14 protein-coding genes and 1 pseudogene are annotated in these 24,298 nt (G+C 37.0%); 1 reads left to right on the forward strand and 14 read right to left on the reverse strand.

Annotated features, from left to right (window positions below; translation table 11 throughout):
* Window positions 1–3 precede the first annotated feature (3 nt).
* The 14 genes and pseudogenes from gnpA to ACTQ54_RS08280 all read right to left on the reverse strand — a co-directional run bounded on the left by gnpA (window position 4) and on the right by ACTQ54_RS08280 (window position 21,131).
* A complete protein-coding gene (gene gnpA, locus ACTQ54_RS08215) occupies window positions 4–2,175 on the reverse strand; it encodes a 1,3-beta-galactosyl-N-acetylhexosamine phosphorylase (RefSeq protein ID WP_441755844.1) in 2,172 nt (723 codons plus the stop codon).
* Between the two features lie 162 nt (window positions 2,176–2,337).
* Entirely contained in the window at window positions 2,338–3,519 is a 1,182-nt protein-coding gene (locus ACTQ54_RS08220; protein WP_441755846.1) for an MFS transporter, read from the reverse strand.
* 267 nt (window positions 3,520–3,786) lie between these two features.
* Window positions 3,787–5,412, reverse strand: coding sequence for an LPXTG cell wall anchor domain-containing protein (locus ACTQ54_RS08225; protein ID WP_441755848.1), 1,626 nt, complete (start codon window positions 5,410–5,412; stop codon window positions 3,787–3,789).
* Between the two features lie 264 nt (window positions 5,413–5,676).
* Window positions 5,677–6,516, reverse strand: a complete 840-nt coding sequence (locus tag ACTQ54_RS08230; RefSeq protein ID WP_441755850.1) for an SDR family oxidoreductase — start codon at window positions 6,514–6,516, stop codon at window positions 5,677–5,679.
* A 26-nt stretch (window positions 6,517–6,542) separates the two neighbouring features.
* Window positions 6,543–7,592 (reverse strand): mannonate dehydratase, encoded by a 1,050-nt coding sequence (uxuA, locus tag ACTQ54_RS08235; RefSeq protein ID WP_441755852.1) that lies wholly within the window; start codon window positions 7,590–7,592, stop codon window positions 6,543–6,545.
* Window positions 7,592–8,997: pseudogene (gene uxaC / locus ACTQ54_RS08240) on the reverse strand (glucuronate isomerase). The gene uxuA and the pseudogene uxaC overlap by 1 nt, the downstream one beginning before the upstream one ends.
* A 6-nt stretch (window positions 8,998–9,003) precedes the next feature.
* Window positions 9,004–9,624: a bifunctional 4-hydroxy-2-oxoglutarate aldolase/2-dehydro-3-deoxy-phosphogluconate aldolase gene (locus ACTQ54_RS08245; protein ID WP_441755854.1), complete on the reverse strand. Its 621-nt coding sequence runs from the start codon at window positions 9,622–9,624 to the stop codon at window positions 9,004–9,006.
* A gap of 583 nt (window positions 9,625–10,207) precedes the next feature.
* The gene (locus tag ACTQ54_RS08250; RefSeq protein WP_441755856.1) at window positions 10,208–10,918 is read right to left on the reverse strand and encodes a FadR/GntR family transcriptional regulator; all 711 of its coding nucleotides are present in this window, start codon (window positions 10,916–10,918) and stop codon (window positions 10,208–10,210) included.
* Window positions 10,919–11,096: 178 nt separating this feature from the next.
* Window positions 11,097–15,725 (reverse strand): SpaA isopeptide-forming pilin-related protein, encoded by a 4,629-nt coding sequence (locus ACTQ54_RS08255; RefSeq protein WP_441755858.1) that lies wholly within the window; start codon window positions 15,723–15,725, stop codon window positions 11,097–11,099.
* Between the two features lie 224 nt (window positions 15,726–15,949).
* Window positions 15,950–17,224 carry an ABC transporter substrate-binding protein gene (locus ACTQ54_RS08260; RefSeq protein ID WP_441755860.1) on the reverse strand — a complete coding sequence of 425 codons (1,275 nt, stop codon included), beginning with the start codon at window positions 17,222–17,224 and terminating at the stop codon, window positions 15,950–15,952.
* Between the two features lie 27 nt (window positions 17,225–17,251).
* On the reverse strand, window positions 17,252–18,073 hold the full coding sequence (locus ACTQ54_RS08265; RefSeq protein WP_441755862.1) for a carbohydrate ABC transporter permease: 822 nt from the start codon (window positions 18,071–18,073) through the stop codon (window positions 17,252–17,254).
* 2 nt (window positions 18,074–18,075) lie between these two features.
* Window positions 18,076–18,972, reverse strand: coding sequence for a carbohydrate ABC transporter permease (locus tag ACTQ54_RS08270; protein ID WP_441755864.1), 897 nt, complete (start codon window positions 18,970–18,972; stop codon window positions 18,076–18,078).
* Window positions 18,962–19,999 carry an ABC transporter ATP-binding protein gene (locus ACTQ54_RS08275; RefSeq protein ID WP_441755866.1) on the reverse strand — a complete coding sequence of 346 codons (1,038 nt, stop codon included), beginning with the start codon at window positions 19,997–19,999 and terminating at the stop codon, window positions 18,962–18,964. The genes ACTQ54_RS08270 and ACTQ54_RS08275 overlap by 11 nt, the downstream gene beginning before the upstream one ends.
* A gap of 382 nt (window positions 20,000–20,381) precedes the next feature.
* A complete protein-coding gene (locus ACTQ54_RS08280; protein WP_441755868.1) occupies window positions 20,382–21,131 on the reverse strand; it encodes a class A sortase in 750 nt (249 codons plus the stop codon).
* A 432-nt stretch (window positions 21,132–21,563) separates the two neighbouring features.
* Between ACTQ54_RS08280 and ACTQ54_RS08285 the strand changes: the two genes are divergently transcribed.
* Window positions 21,564–24,275, forward strand: a complete 2,712-nt coding sequence (locus ACTQ54_RS08285; RefSeq protein ID WP_441755870.1) for a cation-translocating P-type ATPase — start codon at window positions 21,564–21,566, stop codon at window positions 24,273–24,275.
* Window positions 24,276–24,298: the final 23 nt, after the last annotated feature.

Consider the following 24,298-nt stretch of genomic DNA (forward strand, 5'->3'; position numbering starts at 1 on the left):
TCCTTAAATTTTTTCCCAACGAATTTCATTTGCTGCCAAGGTCACTTGTTGCGCATTTTGATCACCATCAAAAATAGTGGTTTCTTGACGTTCATTCGTATTATTTACTAAAGCATAAAGCTCTTTTTCTGGATAAACATGGACCTCAACATTAATATTAGAACTTTGCCATGTATTAAAATCCGCTTCCTTACCTGTAGCATAATATAAAGCACGCATCAGCAGACGACTATTTTCAGCAGAATAAGGAATCCCCGCTAAATAAATACCTCTACCTTTACCATAAGGATGGGCTGATAAATGAATTTCCCCATTTGAATACTCGATAATTTCTGTTTTTTCATTCAAGGCATAAACATTTTGCATGGACTCACCAAAGTCAATGTCATTTGGATTGTTAATATCTTCGGTAATAAAGTGGGTTTCAACCGCTTGTGTGAAATATTTATCCGTTGATAAAGCAAAACCCCGTTCCTTATCTACACCAAGCACATCCGCTAATTGGAAATAACGGCCTTGATGTTGATAAGCTGACGGATCACCTACGCCGACAAAGCCACCGCCTTCATAAACAAATTGTCGAATAGCAGCGACTAAAGCTGGATTTTTCCAATGTTCCCCGCCAGAAAAGGCTGTATCTGCATCTCCTGCATTAATAATGACATCAATATCAGATGGAATTCCCTCTTGGATGACATCATCAAAACTAATAAATTCTACATCAACGGCAGCCCCACTTAAAATTTCTAAAGTCCCTAGATAAGAATAAATTTGTTTGTATGGCAAGGCATGAGCTACCATATGTGTTTGCCATGTACGCAGCTTACCCCAAGCGTTTAAAATAGCGACTTTTAAGCCGGTATAAGCTTTTGTTCCTTTGACAATATCGTATATGGTTCGATACTCTTCGGTTACTTGTTCAATATAATCAACAAATTTAGGGAATTTATATGCCAAACTTAAATAACCACCATAACCAATTCTATCAACCGGATTTCGCATAATAGCGCGTCGAGCAGTTGTCCAATTTTCAATGGCTTCGATCGTTGGATCATTGCCTTCATAAAAGGTATCTGGGAAAAAGTAAGGTAGAAAACGTCCTTCGGTATACTTCACATGAGGAATATCTGCAATCATTCTTAATGTAGCCCCGCCACCAACTGAACCAACAACCGCATCTAAACCAATTTCATGGAAGTATTTTCCATAAGGTTCTGTCCCAATCCAGTTATCACCTAAGAACATCATGGCTTCTTTTCCATATTCATGGACAATATCGACAAGTTTCTTAGCTTCTTGAGCCACAAACTTACTAATAAAATCAACATAGTCTAGATAGGCTTTTGTCGGCACACGAAAAGCAGTATTGTAATAACCTTGATCGACAATATCTTCTGGACGTAGACGGTAACCTTTTTCTTTTTCAAAAGCAATTAAAGCTGCAGGTGAAACAGACGCACCGTAACCAAACCAATCAACAAATTTTTCTTTGGCTAAATCATTAAAAACTAGAGTAAAGTGATAGAAGAAGGTTGTAAAACGAACCACATCTGTTTTAGGGTTATTTTCACAAAATTCTCTTAGCGTATCTTCCATAAATTTATTGGAGTGTGGTTGACGCACATCAAAAGGAATATCATGCGCAACCGAGTCACCCCAGTTATTTGTAATATGGTTATACATTTGGGTCGGATCCCATATTTTATATACTAGGAAAGAAACCGTATATTCATGGAAAGCAACCGCATTATGAATGGTTACCGTATCATTTTCTTGGTTGACTTCCCAATCTTTAGGATCAACGACAGTTGCGGTTGTTCGATCAATCACTTCCCACCATTCTTTTGGATCATGAATATAATCGGGTTTTATCTGCTCGGTAAAATAACCTTGCATAAAATCAATGGTTAGTTCACTTGATGTCGCTGTATTAAACTGTGACATTAAGTATAATTGTTGTACTTCTTCCATGTGTTCTTCGATAAAATCATTATGATTTCGTGCAACAAAATAAGTTGTATAAATTTTTGCATCTAAATCTTTAACATCTTCATCTAACTTCGTTCCATCAGAATCCCGAATGGCATCGGCACCCCATCGCTCTAATAATTCTTTTGTTTCATATAAAAAATTATTTTCACTTGGTAACGTCACACGGCCTTTTTTCTTTGTCAAACTAATCCCACCTTCAAATAAATTTTTTCTCTACCTTAAAAGGTCTAGCGAAAAAGCTTCTATCTTATATTGTAACGTAAACGGATTCAGAAATAATCATGAAATTTTAAGTATTAGTTGTAATTTTTTTAGATAATATATTAATTATTTATTTATAGGGTGTTAGGCGGTCTTTCTTCTATAATAAATAACGCTCAATATAGCGAGCGTTAGCGGAATGATGCTTGCAACTAAAAACCCATATTTTAATTGGTTATTGTAATAAGAAGAAACAAAACCAACAAGTGTAGGGCCAGCTGAAGCACCTAAATCTCCAAATAGGGCAAGAATAGCAAAAATGGTCGTGCCAGCCTGCCTAAATGGGATCGACGCCATTGAAAAAACTCCCGGCCATAAAATCCCAACGGAAAATCCTGTCAAAGCACAAGCGAGTAGCGCAATTGAAGGATGTGGTGCAAAAACAATCAACAGATAAGCAAGCACACATAAGCTAGCGCTCCAAATCATGGCGAAGGTGATATCAATGCGGTCACTATACTTGGCATACAGTAAACGGGCAATTCCCATAAATAATGCAAACATCGTCGGACCAAATAAGTCGCCTAGCGCTTTACTAATTCCTAGACCACTTTCTGCAAATGTAGAAGCCCACTGCATGACTGCATGTTCAGAGGCTCCTGCAGTTAACATTAAAATACAAAACAACCAAAAAGATTTAAAAGTGACAAGTTTTGAAAAAGATAGACGATTATCTTCTTCGACCAATACATTAATCGGTACATTATAATAGTAAAATCCATTTAGCAAAGCAAAAACAGACCAGATAACCGCCATTATTGGCCAATGGTTTTCACCAAATACATATAAAAATAATGTTGAAATAATAATAACGGCCATGGTACCCCAACAATAAAATGAATGCAGTAAACTCATATTCCCTGCTTTGTTTTCTGTAGGTGTCGCTTCAACAATCGGACTAACTAAAACTTCTAATAAACCCCCTCCAATAGCATATAGTACCACTGCTATAACAAGCCCATAAATTCCTTCTTCGAATAATGGAGGTAAAATAGCTAAAGATGCCAAACCAATCGCTGCAAAAATTTGTGCAGCAACAATAGAAGTTTTGTATCCAATACGGTCTACAAAATAAATCGCTAAAAAATCAACCACTAATTGAACTAAAAAGTTTATTGTAATTAATAATGTAATTTGTTCCAAGGGAACATTAAACTGATCTTGAAAAATCAAAAATAATAGCGGGGCGAAATTATTAACAATAGCTTGCGTTACATAGCCTAAGTAACTGGCTCTTAAAGTGTCTTGATAAGTAAAATCACGCATCAATTTATATTTCTCCTTAAATATATTATAAAAGTAGTATAACAATGAAAGGATTGGTTGAATAGTTGGGGGAAGTGTTACTGGGAAAATAAATAAATCGAAAATTGTTGATTGTTTGGGGTGCAGTACAATTTAGATGGGGAATAGACGGTTGGGAGATGGATTTACGTCTAATTAAGAGCATCTGCAGGGATATTTAATAAATAAAAAAAGCATAGGCATTAAATAGATACTCAATGCTTATGCTTATTAAATTAATAATTTAGCTTATTTTCTTCTTCTGTAGATTAACCAACCACCAGCAGCTAACAAAGCAACGCCTAATACATATAACCATGTATTATTTTCTTCACCTGTTTCTGGTAAGTTTTCTTCAGTTGTTTCACTTACAGATACCGAAACAGAAGCAGATGCACTTGAAGATTCTTCTTCAGAAGCTACTTCGCTTTCGGATTCCTCTTCGGATTCAGTTTCAGACTCTTCTTCTGATTCGTCTGCGCTCTCGGATTCTTCTTCAGATTCCGATTCGGATTCTTCGGTGCTTTCAGATTCTGCTTCAGACTCTGATTCACTCTCGGATTCTTCTTCGGACTCTAACTCACTTTCAGATTCCTCTTCTGATTCTGATTCACTCTCGGACTCAGTTTCTGACTCTGACTCACTCTCGGATTCTACCTCAGATTCCTCAGCACTTTCAGATTCGGCTTCTGATTCTGACTCACTCTCAGACTCGGCTTCTGACTCTGATTCACTCTCAGATTCTGCTTCTTCAGACTCTTCTGCGCTCTCTGAAACTTCTTCGGATTCCTCTTCGCTTTCAGACGCCTCTTCAGAGTCAGATTCACTTTCCGATGTTTCTTCGGATTCTTCGGCACTTTCGGATTCGTCTACGGATTCTTCTTCGCTTTCAGACTCGTCTTCTGATTCCTCTGCACTCTCTGATTCTTCTTCGGACTCTAACTCACTTTCAGATTCCTCTTCTGACTCTGATTCACTTTCGGATTCTGCTTCAGATTCCGATTCACTTTCAGATTCTACTTCTGACTCTGGCTCACTTTCGGATTCCGCTTCTGACTCGGATTCACTCTCGGATTCGCCTTCTGATTCTGATTCACTTTCGGATTCTTCTGAGCTTTCAGATTCTGCTTCTGACTCTGATTCACTTTCAGATTCTGCTTCGGATTCTGATTCACTTTCGGATTCTTCCGAGCTTTCAGATTCTGCTTCTGACTCTGATTCACTTTCAGATTCTGCTTCGGATTCTGATTCACTTTCGGATTCTTCCGAGCTTTCAGATTCTGCTTCTGACTCACTCTCAGACTCGTCCACAGATTCCGACTCACTTTCGGATTCATCAACGGATTCTACAGGCGGTACAACAGCATCGTCAGATAATTCATTCACAAATTCTTCAGATGAAACGGTTGTGAATTCTTCCCAATCTTTATCCGTTAAAGCTTCTAAATCCCCTTCTGGAATTTTGAATTCGATATTGATAACTTGATCATCGTATACAACCGTATCATCTTCACCTGCGATTTCACGAACTTCAAACTCAACAACATCTTCTTCAGCTAACTCAACATCTTCTAAATGTTCAACTAAATCCGTTTCAAGTTCTGAGAAATCAAACAAGATATTTCCTTCTTCATCATTCATAACTGTAGTTAACGGAATAGGATCTGGCATATCGGCTGTACCATAGGCTACTAAAGTTAATTCAAACTCAAACTCATCTTTTTCTAAATCTCGACCTTCAAGAACTTTTGTTAATTCTATATTTGGAAATGGAAATAAAGCCTCTGGCTTAACTTGTGCGCTAACACTTTGATAAGAAGCCAATGTCCCAGATGCCAATACTAACGATAGAAATGTACCTAAGCTTTTTTTCATACTTCTAAAACCTCCAATAATTAATGAACAACATACATTAAAAGTAATAGGACGAATGGTTGCTTGTTAGCGATAGAATCCACTAACTCTTAGATAGACAGTTGACTTAGTTTTTTCCGTTTGGCGAGAGTAACATTACATACAGCTTTATTTTATCATAAATATTTAACAAAACATATCAACAATTGTATTAGATAAAGTAATTGATCTTTATTCTAAAAAAGACAAGAAACGAAATAGCTTCTTGTCTTGAATAAATAATTTTTAAACACCTGAATAAGCAGCGAATCCACCGTCAATTGGCATAACAACACCGTTAACAAAACTTGAAAGATTAGAATCAGCAAAGAAGAAGACGCCACCGACTAACTCTTCTGATTCTCCAAAACGGCCTTGAGGGGTGTTACGTAAGATTTTTTCCGCACGTGCAGTTGGTGTTCCATCTTGAGCAAATAATAAATCACGGTTTTGATTGGTTACTAAGAAACCAGGCGCGATCGCATTACAACGAATTCCTACGTGAGAGAAGTGAACCGCTAACCATTGCGTAAAGTTACTTACTGCTGACTTAGCACCTGAATAAGCAGGAATTTTAGTTAATGGTGTGAATGCGTTCATTGATGAAATATTAATAATATTAGCACCTTCACGACCAACCATATCTTTTGCAAAAACTTGTGTAGGTAATAATGTTCCTAAGTAGTTTAAGTTAAATACAAACTCAATTCCTTTTTCATCTAAATCAAAGAATGTTTTTGTGTCTTCTGCTAAATCTAACTCATGGAATTCATTATCTGTTGTTGCACGCGGGTTGTTTCCACCTGCACCATTAATTAAAATATCAGTTGGACCAAAGTCAGCAAATACTTCTTCTCTAACAGATTCTAAAACAGCTTTATCTAGAACGTTTGTTGCATAAGCTTTAGCTGTACCACCTAACGCTTCAATTTCATCAACATATTTTTGAGCTGCATCTTTATTTAAATCTAGCAGGGCTACTTTAGCACCTTTTTTAGCAAATTCTCTTGCTAATTCCCCACAAATAACGCCACCAGCTCCAGTTACGACAACAACTTTATCGGTAAAATCAAAAGGTTGAGTCATGGAATTCCTCCTATATAATTTCGTAATTATTTATTTTCTTTCGTAATAGCTTCATGCAATCCGTGTAAATAAGTTGCTCCTAACGCGCGGTCAAATAATCCATAACCAGCACGACCTGTCTCGCCCCAAATCATACGACCGTGGTCTGGACGGATTGGTCCATCCCAATCATGATCAACAAGTGCTTTGACTACTTCGTACATATCGATTGAACCATATTCTGATGGGTGTGCACTCTCTTGGAATGACTTTCCTTCACCGGTTAATAAAATATTACGTGCATGCATAAAGTTTACACGTTCTCTTCCAAGTGCATAACGTAAAATAGCAATTGTATCGTTAGCAGGATCAGATGCGTATGAGCCAACACATAATGTCACACCATTATTTGGACTATCGTATAAGTCTAAGAAACGTTCAACCGATTCTTGTCCCGTGATAATTCTTGGTAATCCAAAGATATCGTAAGGAGGATCATCTGGGTGAATTGCCATTTTCACATCTGCTTCTTCAGCTACCGGAATTACACGGTCAATGAAATATTTCAAGTTATCCCATAATTGCTCTTTATCAATTTGGGCATACTCATCCATAATATTTTTCATTTCTTCTTTTGTATAAGATGAATCCCAACCTGGAAGCGATAGTTCACCTGTTACAGGATCCATTTTAGCAGCAACTTCTTCATCAAAAATTAGTGCATTTGAGCCATCTGGTAATTCAAAAGCTAAGTCTGTACGTGTCCAGTCAAATACAGGCATGAAGTTATAACATACAACATTAACACCTTCAGCACCTAAGTTACGAATAGTTTCAGCATAATTTTCAATCAAACGATCGCGACTAGGTTTACCTAGTTTAATATCTTCGTGAACCGGAACACTCTCGATAACTGATAATTTTAGCCCTTTACTTTCAATATCATCTTTCAACTGACGAATACGTTCTCTTGACCACGCCTCACCAACAGGGATATCATAGATTGCAGAAACAATACCACGCATACCAGGAATTTGGCGAATATTTTCTAAAGTAACTGGGTCATCATGTCCATACCATCTAAACGTCATTTCCATTATACAATTCCTCCAAAATATTTATTTGCATTATTAAATGCGATATCTTCCATTAATTTACCTAACAATGCTTTATCATTAGGAACTTTGCCATCAACAACCCATTGCCCAATCATATTGGCTAAAATACGACGGAAATAATCATGGCGTTGATAGGATAAAAACGAACGGGAATCGGTTAACATGCCTAAGAAATTTGCAAGTAAGTCTTCTTCACTCAACTTTTGCATTTGATCTAACATTCCGGATTCTGTATCACCAAACCACCATGCAGCACCAAATTGCAATCTATTTTCTATCCTCTCTTCGTTTGCTTGGAAATTTTGCAAGGCATTAGCAACCAAGCGGTTATAAGCTGGATTTAAATTATAGAAAATCATCTTTGGTAATTTTCCATTGGTGTTTAAGTAATCCAAAAATTGATTTAAATGGGCTGCCAAATCCTTCTGGTCGCCAATAGAATCAAAGCCTGCATCAGAACCCACACGATTGAACTTTTTACTATTCGTATTTCGACGAGCTCAAAGTGAATTTGAGCTACCATATCATTTTCTTTATATAAACCAGCCAGTTCTGCTAACAGTTCAGTTTGCCAAGCATCGATTTCCTTTTGATTTAAAACTTCTCTTCTCATCGCTTTACTAAATATCTCATCCAATTCAGTAGTATCAGCAGGCACATAAACAATTTCACTTACACTGTGGTCTGAAGCACGACAACCATTTTCGCAAAAATAACGGATTCTATCTCCCATAGCGTCAATAAAGCTAGCAAAATCGTGAACATCTCTTCCAGTCACTTCCATTAAGCGTTCTACAAAACTAGCAAAATTAGCATGTGATATAAAAGCTTCATCATGTCTAAAGGATGGTGCGACTACAAACGAGATTGACTCATCCTCTGCCATTTTTTTATGCCATTCCAAACTATCTAAAGGATGATCGGTTGTACCAATAAATTTAACATTCGCAGCTTCAATTAAATCTCTTGGACTTAATTGGCGTTCATTTATTTGACGATTCATTTCATCATAAAGTTCTTCCCAAGTATCCATCGTTAAAGCTTCATCGATTCCAAAAATTTGTTACATTTCCAAATGACTCCAATGATACAATGCATTCCCAAAAGCTTTACTTAATGTTTTAGCCCAAGCTTCAAACTTTTCTTTAGACTCACCATCACCAGTCACCAAACGCTCTGGAATACCGTTTGCCCGCATTAAACGCCACTTATAATGATCGCCACCTAACCAAACTGATACGATATTATCAAATGGTTTATTCTCATAGATTTCTTTTGGAATTAAATGACAGTGATAATCAAAAATTGGCATTTTCGCAGCATAAGGATAAAGTTCTTTTGCCGGTTCATTAGTCAGCAAAAAGTTTTTATCTATAAAAGTCATTCTTCATTACCCCTGTAATGCTTGAACGAATTTTTGCGCTTCTTCCGCCACACCATCATAGCCCTTTTCAGAAACAGTTTTGCTTAATGCACTCCCTACTCCAACTGCTACTGCACCTTTATCACGCCATTCACGAATATTTTCAAGAGATACACCACCTGAAGGCATTAAATCAATTTCTGGTAGTGGCCCATGTATATCTTTGATAAAGCCAGGTCCAAACAAACCACCAGGGAATAATTTAACGATCGGAGCACCTTGATTAACGGCATTAACAATTTCCGTTACAGTTCCACAACCTGGTAAATAATAAACATTATTAGCTTTAGCAACATCCATCACTTCTTGAGAATAGTGGGGACTAACTACAAATTTAGCACCTGCATCAATTGAATTCGTTGCCATTTGTGCGTCCATCACTGTCCCAGCACCAATCACAACACTCTTGTCATCAGCAAATTCTTCTACAAGTCGTTTAATAACTTGTGTTGCATTTGGAGTTGTGTATGCTACTTCAATATTCTTAATTCCACCTTTGATAGCGCCTTTTGAAATTTGGTAGCCATCTTCTTCGTCTTTCCCTCTAATGACAGCAAAAATATAATTTACTTTCATTGTTTCTAACACAATTATTAGCCTCCTATTATATTTATGTTACAAAATACGACACAAGTCATCTGATGACTTCATTATCTTATTTCAGTATCCCAATGTCAAGTAAAACCTTTACATAATTCTATATTTGTGTTTTTTAACTAAATTTCCCTTAACATTCACCTTTAATAAACTTCAAATGCAAAAGGGAATACATCAGATGTCTTTGTGCATTCAGTAACAACAAAATGATTTTTTTAAGAATTGATAATTATTAAAATAACGCTTCTTCACTCTAATTGATCAATCACTCCCTTCTAATATGACTTCTGAGACCACTTTTAATTCAATAGCTCTATCAATTCTTGACAGATTAAAACAAGCTGAAGAAGCATCATAGCTATTTTAGCATACCCTTTCAGAATAAATTCATATCTTTGTATTTAATTTTATTCATCAATCATATTTGACAAAGAAACAAAAAAGCCAGCATGATTCACTGATATGCTCCCCCTAAAGTAGACGCTGAAAAAGTAAAACTACTTTTGGGGGAGTTTTTATGCGTTCAAATAGTAAACATACGTGGGAAGAATTGGAAAGATTTATTCAATCCGTCTCAATCATCATTCTTTTCTAAATGAACTTGATTTAATACAGATCTATTTTGAGAAATATGTACTGCCATCGCATCATAGGCCGCCCAACTATCTCGATTTTTAATCGCTAGTGCAATTTCGCGATGTGATTTAATTGTCGCTATTTTGGTTTCTTTACTTGTAAAATAATCATTATACAGTTGAATCGACTCGATAATAATTGGCAGCAAATGTTGCATGGCAATATTACGACTTGCTTCTGCAATGGCACTGTGTAATTGAATATCTAAATGAAAATGCATCGCATCATCGCGCTCAATTTCTTTTTCGATTGCTTTTACAATTTGATTAATCACTGAGATTTCTGTTTCAGTTGCATTAATCGCCGCTAAAGAAGCCATTCTCGGTTCAATTAAAAAACGCATCTCAAATAAATCTTTGGTTAACTTCAGTGTATCTTCTACTTTACTAAAGCCAAAGGGATCTTCTTGCATAGAAACTAAATTTTTTACATAGGTCCCAGACCCATGTTTCACTTCAATTACATCCTGTGAAGCTAAACCTTTAATCGCTTCTCGTAAAGTACTACGACCAACCTCTAATTCCTTGGCTAAGATAAATTCATTTGGCAGTTTACTGCCAACTTCATAGTTGTTTTTGATAATGTAATCGAAAATTCGATCAGCTGTAATTTCTGCTAAGGTCTGATGATTTGTTTTTATTTCTGACATTCATCCAGCTCCTTCTTGAGTGAGTATTTTGTTTATCTTACTTTTTTTAACTCTTAGAAGCAAGTAATAATTGGCTTTTAGTCAGCTTACACTTTTAATAACACAAAAAACACACCACTTGAATAAATATATCCAAGCAATGTGTTCTGAATAAAAAAGCAAACTCATCTGATTACTTTTATTCTTTATTTTTTCCAGATAGATTACTTAAAATCATTTTGAGTCCGATAGCAACCAGTACAACCGCTAATGTAATATAGCGTAGAGATTTAATCTCCCCTGTATTTGGTAAGTTTTCTTCCACACTTTTTGAAATGGATACTCGACGCGAAAGCGACTCTGATTCTTCTTCACTCGTTAAAGATTCATTGGATGAACTGTCAATCGTTGATTCTGAACTTGATTCAACTGGAGCATTACCAGTAACCACAGCAAAACGTCCTAATTGTTGTGTACGAATTGTTACATTTTGATTGTGGACTGAGTTCGTTAAGTTTGACACATTCGCACCATTGATTCTTAGAACTTGAATTTGACTTCTTACTTGTCCAACTGGAATACGAATTTCAGCTACCCTGGTTAATTGAACAGGATTATTTTGGCGATCTAACAATTGAATATCATAAACTTTATATGCCTTACCGTTTAATGCTGATGGCAATGGATCTAAAGTAGAAACGCGACTTGTTTGTAATCTTACAACATTTGGCGCATCTTCTGGATTAATCCAGACCTCAATTCCTGTTTCGTCATCGACATAACGACGGGTTGCTTCTTCTGCTTCACTTTCATCCACACTTTCTTCTGAAATGGATTCGGACGAACTTTCCGACGCAGATTCTTCACTCGATGATACAGATTCTGATTCAGACGAACTTTCTGATACAGATTCTTCACTTGATGATACAGATTCCGATTCAGACGACTCAGGTCGTATCGTTACAGTAATCGCTTGGTCAACTGTTTTATCCGCTTCAACTGTTACTGTCGCCGTCCGATTAGCAATTTCATATTGCTCAGGCAAATCCACGATTTCATAAGAGTAATCTCCTGGCTCTAATTCAGTGAAGCTTGCAATACCATCATTATTTGTACGCACTTCTTGATTATTGATTTTAACTACCGCATTAGGTACCGGACGGTTTTGATCGTCAGTAATGGTGATATTTACTTGACCAAATAGGCGTCTTTCAATATTTAAGCGTCCTTCAAATGCCATACCTTCCTCAATCTCAGCGCGTAATTCTTCACCACTTAAGACATAATTATTTGGGGCTTCAAGCACTTCATAGTAATAATTACCTGGTTCTAAGGAGTTAAATTGAACCCAACCGTCTTCATTGGTTGTTTCTTGTAATCCACCAAATTTAACAACAGCATTAACAACAGCTTTATCATCTTGGTCTAAGACTTGAACTCTTGCCGTAGCAAGTTCAATCTCACGCTCAAGTGTAATTGTGATTGTCGCATCTTCCGCTTCAGTCAATTCAACTGCGCCTGTTAATTGACCACTATAATTATCCGGTACATTGCTAAGAGTGTAGTCATAATTACCTGGATTCATTTCGCCAAAACTTACACGACCTTCATCATTTGTCATACCAGAACGATCAACAATTGTGATATCAACGCCACTAATAGCTTCTTCGTTTTGATCGACTAGAAAAAATTGAATGGTCCGTTGTTGAATATCACGCATAACTTCTAATGTACGCGTCTCTTGCGCACCTTCACCAATAACAATATTGTTCACTGGTCGGTCACTTTGATAACCATCAGGAAGTTCAGTAATTTGATATTCATAGGTTGCAGGAGTCACCTCATTAAAGACCGCATGCCCATTTTCATCTGTTGTTGCCGTCTGTTCACCTAAACGAACGACCACACCCGAAACAGGCTCAGCATTTTGATCATTAACCACCAAAGTAAATACCCCTGCTTCTACCGTACGAGTAACATTAATCGCAACAGTGGTTGTTGCTTCATTATTAGGAGAAACTACATCACTTGCTTGGCCCGTATAGCCTTCTGGTAAAGAAACTAATTGATAATTGTAATCTGCACCTAGAGGTAAGTCAGCTAAAGTTGCAATTCCTTCGCCATTCGTTGTTATTTCTTGGTTTGCTAATTGGATGACCGCATTAGCAACTGCTTTACCATCTTGGTCTTTAACTATGAATTCAACTACTCCAGTAGGTTCTTCATAGTTTACAAAGATGGTTCCTGTAGCCGGTTCATTTTCAGGCACAGTAATTGAATAACCGGTTGTATCCACTTCATAGTATTCTGGCAATGACGCTACCGTATATTCATGGGTTCCTGCTGGAACATTTTCAAAAACAACTTTACCTTCATCATTAGATGCTATGGTTTGATTATTCATCAGAATTTCTACACCAGAAACGGGATTATCGTTTTGATCCAAGATGCTCAAAGTAACGGTTGTTGTTTGAGGGGCACGTTCAACTTGTAAATCAACTTGTGCAACTGCTTCATTTGTTACTGTAACAGCACCTTCAGCATTACCGCTATAACCCTCTGGAAGGCTGCTTAGAGTGTAATTGTAGTCCCCAAGTTCTAAGCCTTCAATCGTAGCTAGTCCATTTTCATTAGTAGTGATAACTTGTTCTGCTACGGTAATTTCTGCATTAGGAACAGCTGATCCGTCTTGGTCTGTCACCTTGAATTCTACATTTCCTATTTGTTCAACATAAGTCACATAAACCGTTCCTGTCGCTGGTTCATTTTCAGGCACAGTAATTGAATAACCGGTTGTATCGACTTCATAGTATTCTGGCAATGACGCTACCGTATATTCATGGGTTCCCGCTGGAACATTTTCAAAAACAACTTTACCTTCATCATTAGATGTCACGGTTTGTTCATTCATCAGAATTTCTACACCAGTAACTGGATTATCGTTTTGATCCAAGATGCTCAAAGTAACGGTTGTTGTTTGAGGGGCACGTTCAAGAGTAATTGTCGCTGTTGCGATTTGATCACTTTCAGCATACACTACGCCGTTTCCTTCACCGCTGTATCCTTCTGGTAGATTATTAACGTAATAATAAAGTTCTCCTAAAGGAATTTCATTAAATACAGCTACACCATTTTCATTGGTCGTTGCTGTTAATTCAGCTAAGACAACTTCTACATTTGGGATAGGATTTCCATCTTGATCAACAACAGTTACCTCAGCTTGCGTTGTTTGTGCTTCACGCACGATTGAAAGTGTCACGATTGGACTTTCTTCCGTTGTGACAGATACAACACCTTCGTTAGAGCCGCTGAACCCTTCCGGAAGACCTGTTACGGAATAGTTATAATCTCCTACAGGGAGTTCATATACAGTAGCATGGCCATTCTCATCCGTTTGAATCACTTGCTCTCCAATGGTAATTTCAACTCCAGGAACCACGCTTGAATGTTGATCGACGGCAACAAACTCAACCGAATTTGTTTGAGGTATTGACTCTAAGCTTTGAGCAACACTGGCTACTTCTTCGCTGGTTACATTTAAATTGCCTTCAAACGAACCTGTATAGCCTTCTGGGACAGCATTGACATAATAATAATGTTCACCTAGTGGTATATCGTTAAATACAGCTACACCATTTTCATTAGTTGCTACTAATTGATCAGCTAAAACTATTTCTACACCGGAAATCGGCATATCATTTTGGTCCAGCACACGGATTTCAGCTTGGCTTGTTTGCGCTTGGCGTTCTACACCAATGGTAATTTCAGATATATAATCGGCTACTACCGTAATGGTACCTTCTGCCCAACCAGCATAACCTTTTGGCAAGCTTGATATTGCATAGTAGTAGTCCCCTAATATGAGATCACTAATCGTAGCAATACCTTCCTCATTCGTTGTGATAATTTGGTCCCCTACTACAATTTCTGCATTAGGAACCACTTCTTGATTTTGATCGTGGATTTTGAATTGAATGCCGCTTGATTGTGGTTGGCTTTCTAAGCGGATCGTTACTTGAGAAATTTCGTTTGCAACAATATCTAGATTGGCAGCATAATCCCCTACAAATCCAGCAGGCAATTCAGTAACTGTTAATTGATAATTTCCAGCAACTAATTCATTTATTTTAGCTAAGCCATTTTCATCAGTTTGCAACGACTGATCACCAAGACTTAAAACTACATTTGGCACAGGCGCGTCATTTTGATCCAAAACTCTAACTTCAAAAGCGCCCACTTGAGATGTCTCTTCAGGAACTGTTGATTCCTCTTCTTGATCTAAGAGCGATGCTGCTGTTTGGTCTGTTAGTAAAATATCCAATTCTGAAATCATTTTTTGACTAGCTTCGTCCAATAAATCCGGTCCTGTTACGATTTCAAAAGGTATATCGTAAACTACCGTTCCATCGGCTAAAGTATTAATTGACCCAAGATTATTTAATTCTTTGAGTTCTTTACCTGCATTAATATCCTCTTGAGTCAGCTCAGCAATCGATTGTTCAATTTGATAAGCAGAGATATTTTCTCCATCGCGCACAAATCCTTGCGCATCATAAATACGTAATACATAGTTTCCAGGAGCTAATTCTAAAACATCTGTTGGAACATCATTCGAACGATAAGAATAGACAACCTGCGATAAATTTGTATCGATAATATCATAAGATATTTGCGTTTGTTCTGATGGTTGATTCATTTGTGTTTGTAGAAAAACATCGATATCAACTTCAACACCGTCTTGTGCAAAAGCTGTCACCAGTCCGCTTAATTGGCTTGTTACCAAAAGCGATGAAATTAATAGATGTTTAGCAATCCTCTTCAATTTCATGACATTTCCTCCTTATTTTCTTACACTTTAAATGTATCATAACTTTTTAAAGAAAATGATAAACTCAAATAAATATCATATATTTATCATAAAGTTTCTTACTTAGTTCATGTTTTTTTCACAGTTGTGGCGAATTATTGAAAGATAGAGACCAAGCAAAAGAGGTCAAGTTGGTAGTAAATACTAACTTGACCTCTTTTTTAAATGTGATATTTATTAAAGGATTATTCTAATCCTAAGTGTCCTTTTACTAAGTCTTCTAAAGCTTGCATTTCAGCTGGGATGTCTGCATCGTTTAATATGATATTTTCTAATGATGTTTCAAATGTATTGAAGACTTCACTTGCTCCAACATATTGCGGAGATGACATACCGTAAGCTAATTCGTCAGAAGCAGCTTGAACGTATTCGTTCTCAACTAAGTAATTTTGCCATGTTTCAGAATCAACACCAGATTGTGTAATTGGTAAATAACCTGTTGCCACTGCCCAACGTGCTGTATTTTCTGGTTGTAATAAGAATGACATGAATTGAACAGCACCTGCTTGTTGTTCTTCTGTAGCAGACGCAAATACACCTAAGTCATTACCAGCAAATAATGTTAATGGTTCACCTTCGCCATAAACAGGAATTTCTGTCGTTGAGAAAGCAATGTTATTTTCTTCGATTCCTGGAAGAACGTAAGCTAAACCAGCTGAAGAACCGATATATAGGGCTGTTTCACCTTGTGAGAATGGACCAGACATAAAGCCGTCTTCACCTGCTGTACGGGCATAACCATTGTCGATTAAAGCTTTTAGGAATTGAATTGGCTCAATAGCTGTTTCAGACGCAATTTCTACTTCAGATAGATCTTGCGAAACCCATGTTGCACCATTTTGACGCGCCATTGTTTCAACTTCCATTGAAAGACTATTTTCTAAACCGATAGCTGGATTATCTACACCTGCTTCTTGTAAAGCAACTCCTAAGGCTTCAACTTCTTCCCAAGTTGTTGGGGTTTCAACACCTGCTTCAGCTAATAAATCTTCGTTAACGAACATTAAACGTACGGATTTAGAAAAAGGAATCGCATAAACTTCATCGTTATATTTTACACCTTCAACGAAACCAGGGAAGATATCATTATATAAATCTTCACCAAAGTTATTTTCTTCCGTTAATAAGTTATCTAATGGTAGTAAAATACCAGCGTCCATAAAGTCTGGTGTTGCAGATGGTGAAAGTTGTGAAATCGTTGGTAAATCACCCGCTGCACCTGAAGCCATAATACTTTGTTGTAAAGTGTTGTAATCCCCTTGGTTTTGTTCTACTACGACAAAATCAGATTGTGATGCATTAAATTCTTCGACTAAAGTTGTAATCATTTCTTGATGCGGACCGTTCATAGCATGCCAAAAAGTTAGCTCTACAGGTTCTTGTGCAGATGCAGTTGGTGCAAATGATAAGCCGGCTGAAGCGACTAAACTAGCTAATAATACTTTGATAGATTTTTTCATCAAATTTTCCCTCCAAAATGATTTGTCCTAACCTTTTAGACCAGAACGAGAAATGCCTTGCATAATGTACTTTTGCAACAAGAGATAAATGACAACCATAGGAACAACGACAATCGTTGAAGCAGCCATTAACAATTCAAATTGTGTTCCGGCTTCTGTCGTGAATGCTTGCAGTCCCACTGGCAAGGTACGTAGCGACCGTTCATTCGTGACAATTAATGGCCACATGAACGCATTCCAACTACCAATTACCTTTAGAATTGTCACTGCAATTATCGATGATTTAGAAAGAGGCACAACCATTTCCCAAAGGAAACGCCAATCGCTACAACCATCAGACTTTGCTGCATAGTACAATTCATCAGGAATTGATTCGAAGGATTGTTTCAAAGTAAAGACTGAAAATACACTGGCTAACCACGGAATGATAAGTGCCCAATAAGTATTGATCATTCGCCAACTCGCTAAGGTAACAAAGTTAGGTATGGTCATCAACTCACCCGGAACCATCATCGTGCCCAGCAACAGAATAAATAACAGATCTTTACCCCAAAATCTAAGTTTAGCAAAGGCATAAGCTGCCAAAATGCTCGTAAATAATTCGCCGATCGTTGTCACAGTCGTGACAAAAAGACTGTTAATAAAATAACGACCGAACGGGGCTGCCTCTAACGCTTTCGAATAATTACTGAATTTTAACGTTTCTGGCACCCAGACTGGTGGAATGGCAATGGCTTCTGCGCCTGTCTTCAAACTGGTAGCAACCATCCAGTAAAAAGGCAAAATCATAAAGACGCCACCAAAGAACAAGAAAACATAGGTAATCGAATTAGAGAAAATCTTTTTCATAACTAACCACCTCGTTTGTCAAAATATCGATTGCCGATAAATTGAATGATTGTTATAAGTAACACGATTAAGAATAGAATAATCCCAGAGGCAGCTGCCACACCGTAATCAAATTGAACATAGAATTTCTGGAATAAATAATAAACTAAGGTCGTTGCAGAACCTGCAGGTCCAGGCCGTCCATTAAATAGAGAATAGACTTCATCAAAAACTTTAAAGTTATTGATGACACCAATAATTGAAAGTAAGAAAATAGTTGGACGCAATAACGGCAAGGTAATATTCGTAAATCTATTCCAAGCATTCGCTCCATCTATCTTAGCCGCCTTGTAATAATTTTCATTAATATTTCCAAGTCCAACTAGAAAGAGTAAAATATTAAACCCTAAACCTTTCCAAATCGACATAATGATCACCGCTGGCAATGCCATACTCGGATTATTTAGCCATTTAATCGGTTCAATTCCAAATATTCCCATAATATAATTAAACAAGCCATAACGGGAATGGTAGAGCCAATTCCAAACAATCGATACCGCCACCGTTGACGTTACGTAAGGTAAAAAGTAGACGGTTCTAAAAAAACCTTTAAGAAACGGAATTTGATTAAGCATTAAGGCAATAGCTAGTGAAATAATCAAGGAAGCTGGCACAACTCCTAAAACAAAAACGGCCGTATTACGTAAAGCTTCATAAAATTTTGGGTCATTAAATAATTCTTGATAGTTATCTAATCCACGGCCATCGATTGCCCCTGTAAAGAGATTAAAATCTAAATAAAAACTCATGTCCACTGATTTTATAATCGGATAGACTGTAAAAACCCCAATCATAATCAGCATTGGCGCTAAGTAAAGCAGGGCCTGCAGCGTACTTTTCCAAGTGACCTTACGATTCATTGCCACCCCTACTTTCAATCAATTGTTCTCTTTGGTCAAATAACAAAGGCGTTCCTTTTACATCTAAATAAATAACTTCGCCTTCTTCGAACCCAGCATCAATATCTGTCACAACAAAATGTTCGTCAGCAGCCATACAATGTATAGTCATTTCTTTCCCTACATTTTCTATCCGTTGAATTGTTGCTTTTATAAGATAATTTGTCTCATCTGCTAATTTAAACTGCTCTGAGCGAATTCCCATTCGCTCCCACTCTTCTTGAAAGACTGCTGCATTTTGATTTAAAGCAGCGGATGTGCGCGCAAAGGTATTAATGACAGGACTTCCAATAAATTTCGCAACAAATAAATTTCTTGGTCGTTGATACAGGGTTACTGGATCGCTAATTTGTTGAATTTCACCTTTGTCCAGAACCATTACACGGTCTGCAATACTTAATGCTTCTTCTTGGTCGTGGGTTACAAAAACAGTTGTTACTTCTGTTTCTTGTTGAATACGTCGAATCTCCTCTCGCATTTCTATCCGCAAGCGCGCATCTAAATTTGATAATGGCTCATCCATTAAAATAATATCAGGCGACTTAGATAACGCACGGCTGATTGCTACCCGTTGTTGTTGTCCACCGGAAAGTTGACGGGGATATTTATTTAATTGATCGGTAATGCGCGTTAAGCGTGCCATTTCTTCTGCACGTTCACGGCGTTCTGCTTTGGGCATTTTAGCCATTTTCAGGGGAAACATGATGTTTTCCATAACGGTTAAATGGGGGTACAGCGCATAATTTTGAAATACGAGACCTACTTGGCGTTTAACAGGGTCTAATTTAGTCACATCTTTGTCGTCAAAGAAAATGTGACCATCTGTTGCTTCTAATAAACCAGAAATCAAATAGAGCGTGGTTGACTTACCACATCCACTTGGGCCTAAAAAGGACACCAATTGTTTGCTGGGTAAAGTGAAATTGATTTTATCTAGGACGGTATTGTCTTGAAAGCGCATTGTGACATCTTCAAATCTAACTTGCATAGCTGCACCTCGATCGTTATTTTAAACTTTGCTTATCCATTTATACCAACTAATTGTAAATTAGCTTATAAAAAATTAATCATGGTAAACTTTTGAGTTTTTATGATTTTAGATTGAGTTTTTCGGGGATGATGTTGGGGTGAGTGATATTAGGGATGGTTAATGTCGGTCGACGAATGCGTCCACTGTCATTAAACACTCCTTTTGTCGGTCGGTTGGAGTCCTGAGTGACATTAAGGTTGTTTGGTATCAATGCCAGGGTTCACCGACATTAAAAGGCGGTTATTCTCTCCCTAATTAAAAAGATAAAAATAGCCAGAAAGTTCATTGCGAACTCTCTGGCTATTTTTCTAGCAAACTTCTTTTAACTATCGATTAATTATTAACCTGGAATGGTTTGAGGTAAATTAAAGGCATTTAGCATTTCGTCAGAAGCTTCATTGATTGGAACTTGCTCAACTAAGCTTCCTTGTATAACAACCCGTTCATTTAAACTGTAATCACAGGTAATTAAGGTGACAATCGGTAACTCCGTTTCTTGCACTAAGTCAACCCGTTCAGGTGCCACTTGTTCAATAAAATCAATTTGATAGGCATAGATATTTTCTAAGTCCGTTAAATAAATCATATCGCCCATTTCTACACGCATTAATGGTGCGAATAATAGGTCTTCATTAATAGAATGGTGACTAGCAATCGCATAGTTAGATTCACCCATTTCCATATCAGGTCGTAAGGTTCCGGCCCCTAGATACATTCCCTCATTAGTAACACCTTTATAAATCGGTAAATTCATATTAACATTAGGAATGGCAATTCCACCTATAGTTGGTAGATCGTTTGGATTAACATTATTGGTTAAAACGTCAGTTGCACTGATGTTATCAATAACCAGCCAATCATAGTCTACTTCGCGTTCTTGATTCATCAAAACTTCTTCTCGTGTTAAATTACCAATTTGATTTTGTTGCGAACCTTGACGAATAATATGGTTTTTAATAGGATCAATTGCTAATAAAGCTAGGGCAACTAGAATTAATAGAACGCCTAAAACTGTTTGGAAACGGCCACCTTTGCGCTTTTTCTTATTATGTCTTTCAGAACGACTTTTTATTTGGTTATCTTCTGACATTTTTTTGCCTCCATTCAAATACACTTGTATATTAAATATAGCAAACCTCTTTTGTTTTTACTATAAAGGTGCAAATATTTAATAAAATTATCAAAATAAATTTATAATTAAATATATTTGAGCAGAAATTATCTATAAAAAGTAATAAAAACTTCATATATTTTTACTTAATCGTGGAAACTTGACAATATATTTTATTTGCATTTCATTATTTTATTTATTATACTTACTTTATCATTTATATCCATAAGGGAGTAACTAGAGGTTAGCGCCTTGTCAGTATCAACAACGTTAAGTAGAATTTCTACTGGTACTGTACTTAAATAGTGAGACTTATGCCACCAGATTGTTAGCTATTAGCGTTTGGTTAGCATAAGTCTTTTTATTTAGCTAAATTTATGAAAACTTTGGATAATTATTTAGGAGGAAAAAATGTCAAAAGAAAATTTTAAACCTTTTACACTGTCGGCAGATGAAGTTGTCAGTCATTTAGAAACTGATGTCACCACTGGTTTAAGTGATGCTGAAGTTCAACGTCGTCTTGAAAAGTATGGGCATAATGAATTAATTACTGAAGAAAAAACAACTCTTCTTCAGAAATTCATTGCTCAATTTAAAGACTTTATGATTATTGTCTTATTAGTTGCTGCTGCTATTTCAGCGGTTATTGGGATAATGGAAGGTGAAGGTATTGCCGACGCTATCGTTATCTTAATTGTAGTTACTTTAAATGCATTAATGGGTGTTTTCCAAGAATCTAAGGCAGAAGAAGCTATTGATGCTTTAAGAGATATGGCATCTCCCGAAGCAAAAGTTCGCCGTAATAATTCAAACACAAGCATTAAAAGTACTGAATTAGTACCGGGTGATATTGTTTTACTTGAGGCAGGAGATATCGTGCCTGCTGACTTACGTTTAGTAGAAGCCAATTCTTTACAGATTGAAGAAGCTGCCTTAACAGGTGAGTCCGTTGCTTCTGAAAAAGATATACTAACAATCGAAGATGCCGGGACAGGTATTGGTGACCGTCACAACATGGCCTTTTCAAGTACAAACGTTACTTATGGTCGTGCACTAGGGGTTGTAACTGCAACTGGAATGGGCACTGAAGTTGGTAATATCGCCAACATTTTATCTTCGACTGAAAGTCAACAAACACCATTACAACGCGACCAAGAAGAATTAGGTAAAAAATTAACTTACTTAATTATCATCATTGCGATTATTACTTTCATCGTGGGACTATATGGACCAAACTCTGGTGAGGCTACTGTCATTGATATGCTACTTATTTCTATCTCATTAGCGGTTGCTGCAATCCCAGAAGGTTTGCCTGCTATTACAACTATTATCTTATCCATTGGTACACAGAAAATGGCTGAAAGAAATGCTCTAGTTCGTACATTACCTGCCGTTGAAACATTAGGTTCCACACAAGTTATTTGTTCAGATAAAACAGGGACTTTAACTGTTAATAAAATGACGATTGAACAAGTATTTTATAATGGAGAATTACATGAAGCATCTGAAGATATTGATTTAAACTCTCCATTATTAAGAGCAATTACTTTTGCCAATGATGTTTCTACTGATAATTCAGGTAATTTAGTGGGTGACCCAACTGAAATTGCCATGATTAAATACGGTAACGACAAAGGTTTTGATTTAGAAGGCCAATTAGCTCAAACACCACGTATTGATGAAGTACCATTTGATTCAACACGTAAGCTAATGTCTACCATCCATAAACTAGAAGATGGAAGATTTTTAGTAGCTGTTAAAGGGGCTCCTGATCAATTAATTAAACGCGCTACGCAATATCAAGATAATGATCAAGTTGTTGCCTTAACTGAAGAACATAGCCAATCAATTTTACAAGCTAATGAAAATATGGCTCGTAATGCTTTACGTGTTCTAGCCGGTGCTTACAAAATCATTGATTCCTTGCCAGAAAAAGTGGACACTGATACCGTTGAAAACGACCTAATATTTGCCGGTTTAGTTGGTATGATTGACCCTGAGCGTAAAGAAGCTGGAGATGCGATTAAAGTTGCTCATGACGCTGGTATCCGTACCGTTATGATTACTGGAGACCACGCTGTGACAGCTCAAGCAATTGCAGAACGTCTAGGTATCTTAAATCCAAACGAGGACAATGCTTCTCACGTCATCACTGGTGCTGATTTAGATAGTATTTCTGATGACGAACTTGCTCGCACAGTATCCAATTATTCGGTTTATGCTCGTGTATCACCTGAACATAAAGTACGTATTATTCGTGCATGGCAAGCCAATGATGTTGTTGTTTCCATGACTGGAGATGGTGTTAACGATGCTCCTTCATTAAAACAAGCCGATATCGGTGTTGGTATGGGTATTACAGGTACTGAAGTTTCTAAAGGGGCTTCAGATATGGTTTTAGCCGATGACAACTTTGAAACAATTGTCGTTGCCGTAGAAGAAGGACGTAAAGTTTTTGCAAACATTCAAAAAGCTGTTCAATTCTTACTTTCAGCTAATATGGGTGAGGTTTTAACTTTATTCATCGCTACATTTATGGGTTGGACCATTTTAGAACCTATCCATATCTTATGGATCAACTTAGTAACTGACGTATTCCCAGCTATCGCTCTTGGTATGGAAGACGCTGAAAGTGATTCTATGCGTAAAGCCCCTAGAACATCTAAAGATAATTTCTTATCATTCGGTATCTTACCAAGTATTATTTACCAAGGTATTATCGAAGGTGGTTTAACGCTATTTGTTTACTGGTATGCTCGTTTCCAAATGGGTGTAGACAACAATATGGCAGAAACAATGGCCTTTATTACACTTGGTTTGATTCAATTGTTCCATGCTTACAACGTTAAATCTACCTTTAAGTCACTATTTAGTAGTAATCCATTCGATAATAAATTCTTGAACTTAGCCTTCTTCGGTTCTGGTGCTTTATTATTAGGAGTTATTTTAATTCCTGGAATAAATACCTACTTTGATGTAACAGTCCCTACAACTGAAGGATGGTTGGTTTCTCTTCTAGCTGCAGCTAGCATTATTGTCATTGTAGAACTTGTTAAGTGGATCTTACGTGCAACTGGTGTTGCTGCTCGTTACGAAAAACCAGGTAGCGAAAACATTCAATAATCTTAATAAAAACAAAAACTTCT

Source organism: Fundicoccus sp. Sow4_H7 (assembly GCF_052115865.1).
GTDB lineage: Bacteria > Bacillota > Bacilli > Lactobacillales > Aerococcaceae > Fundicoccus_A.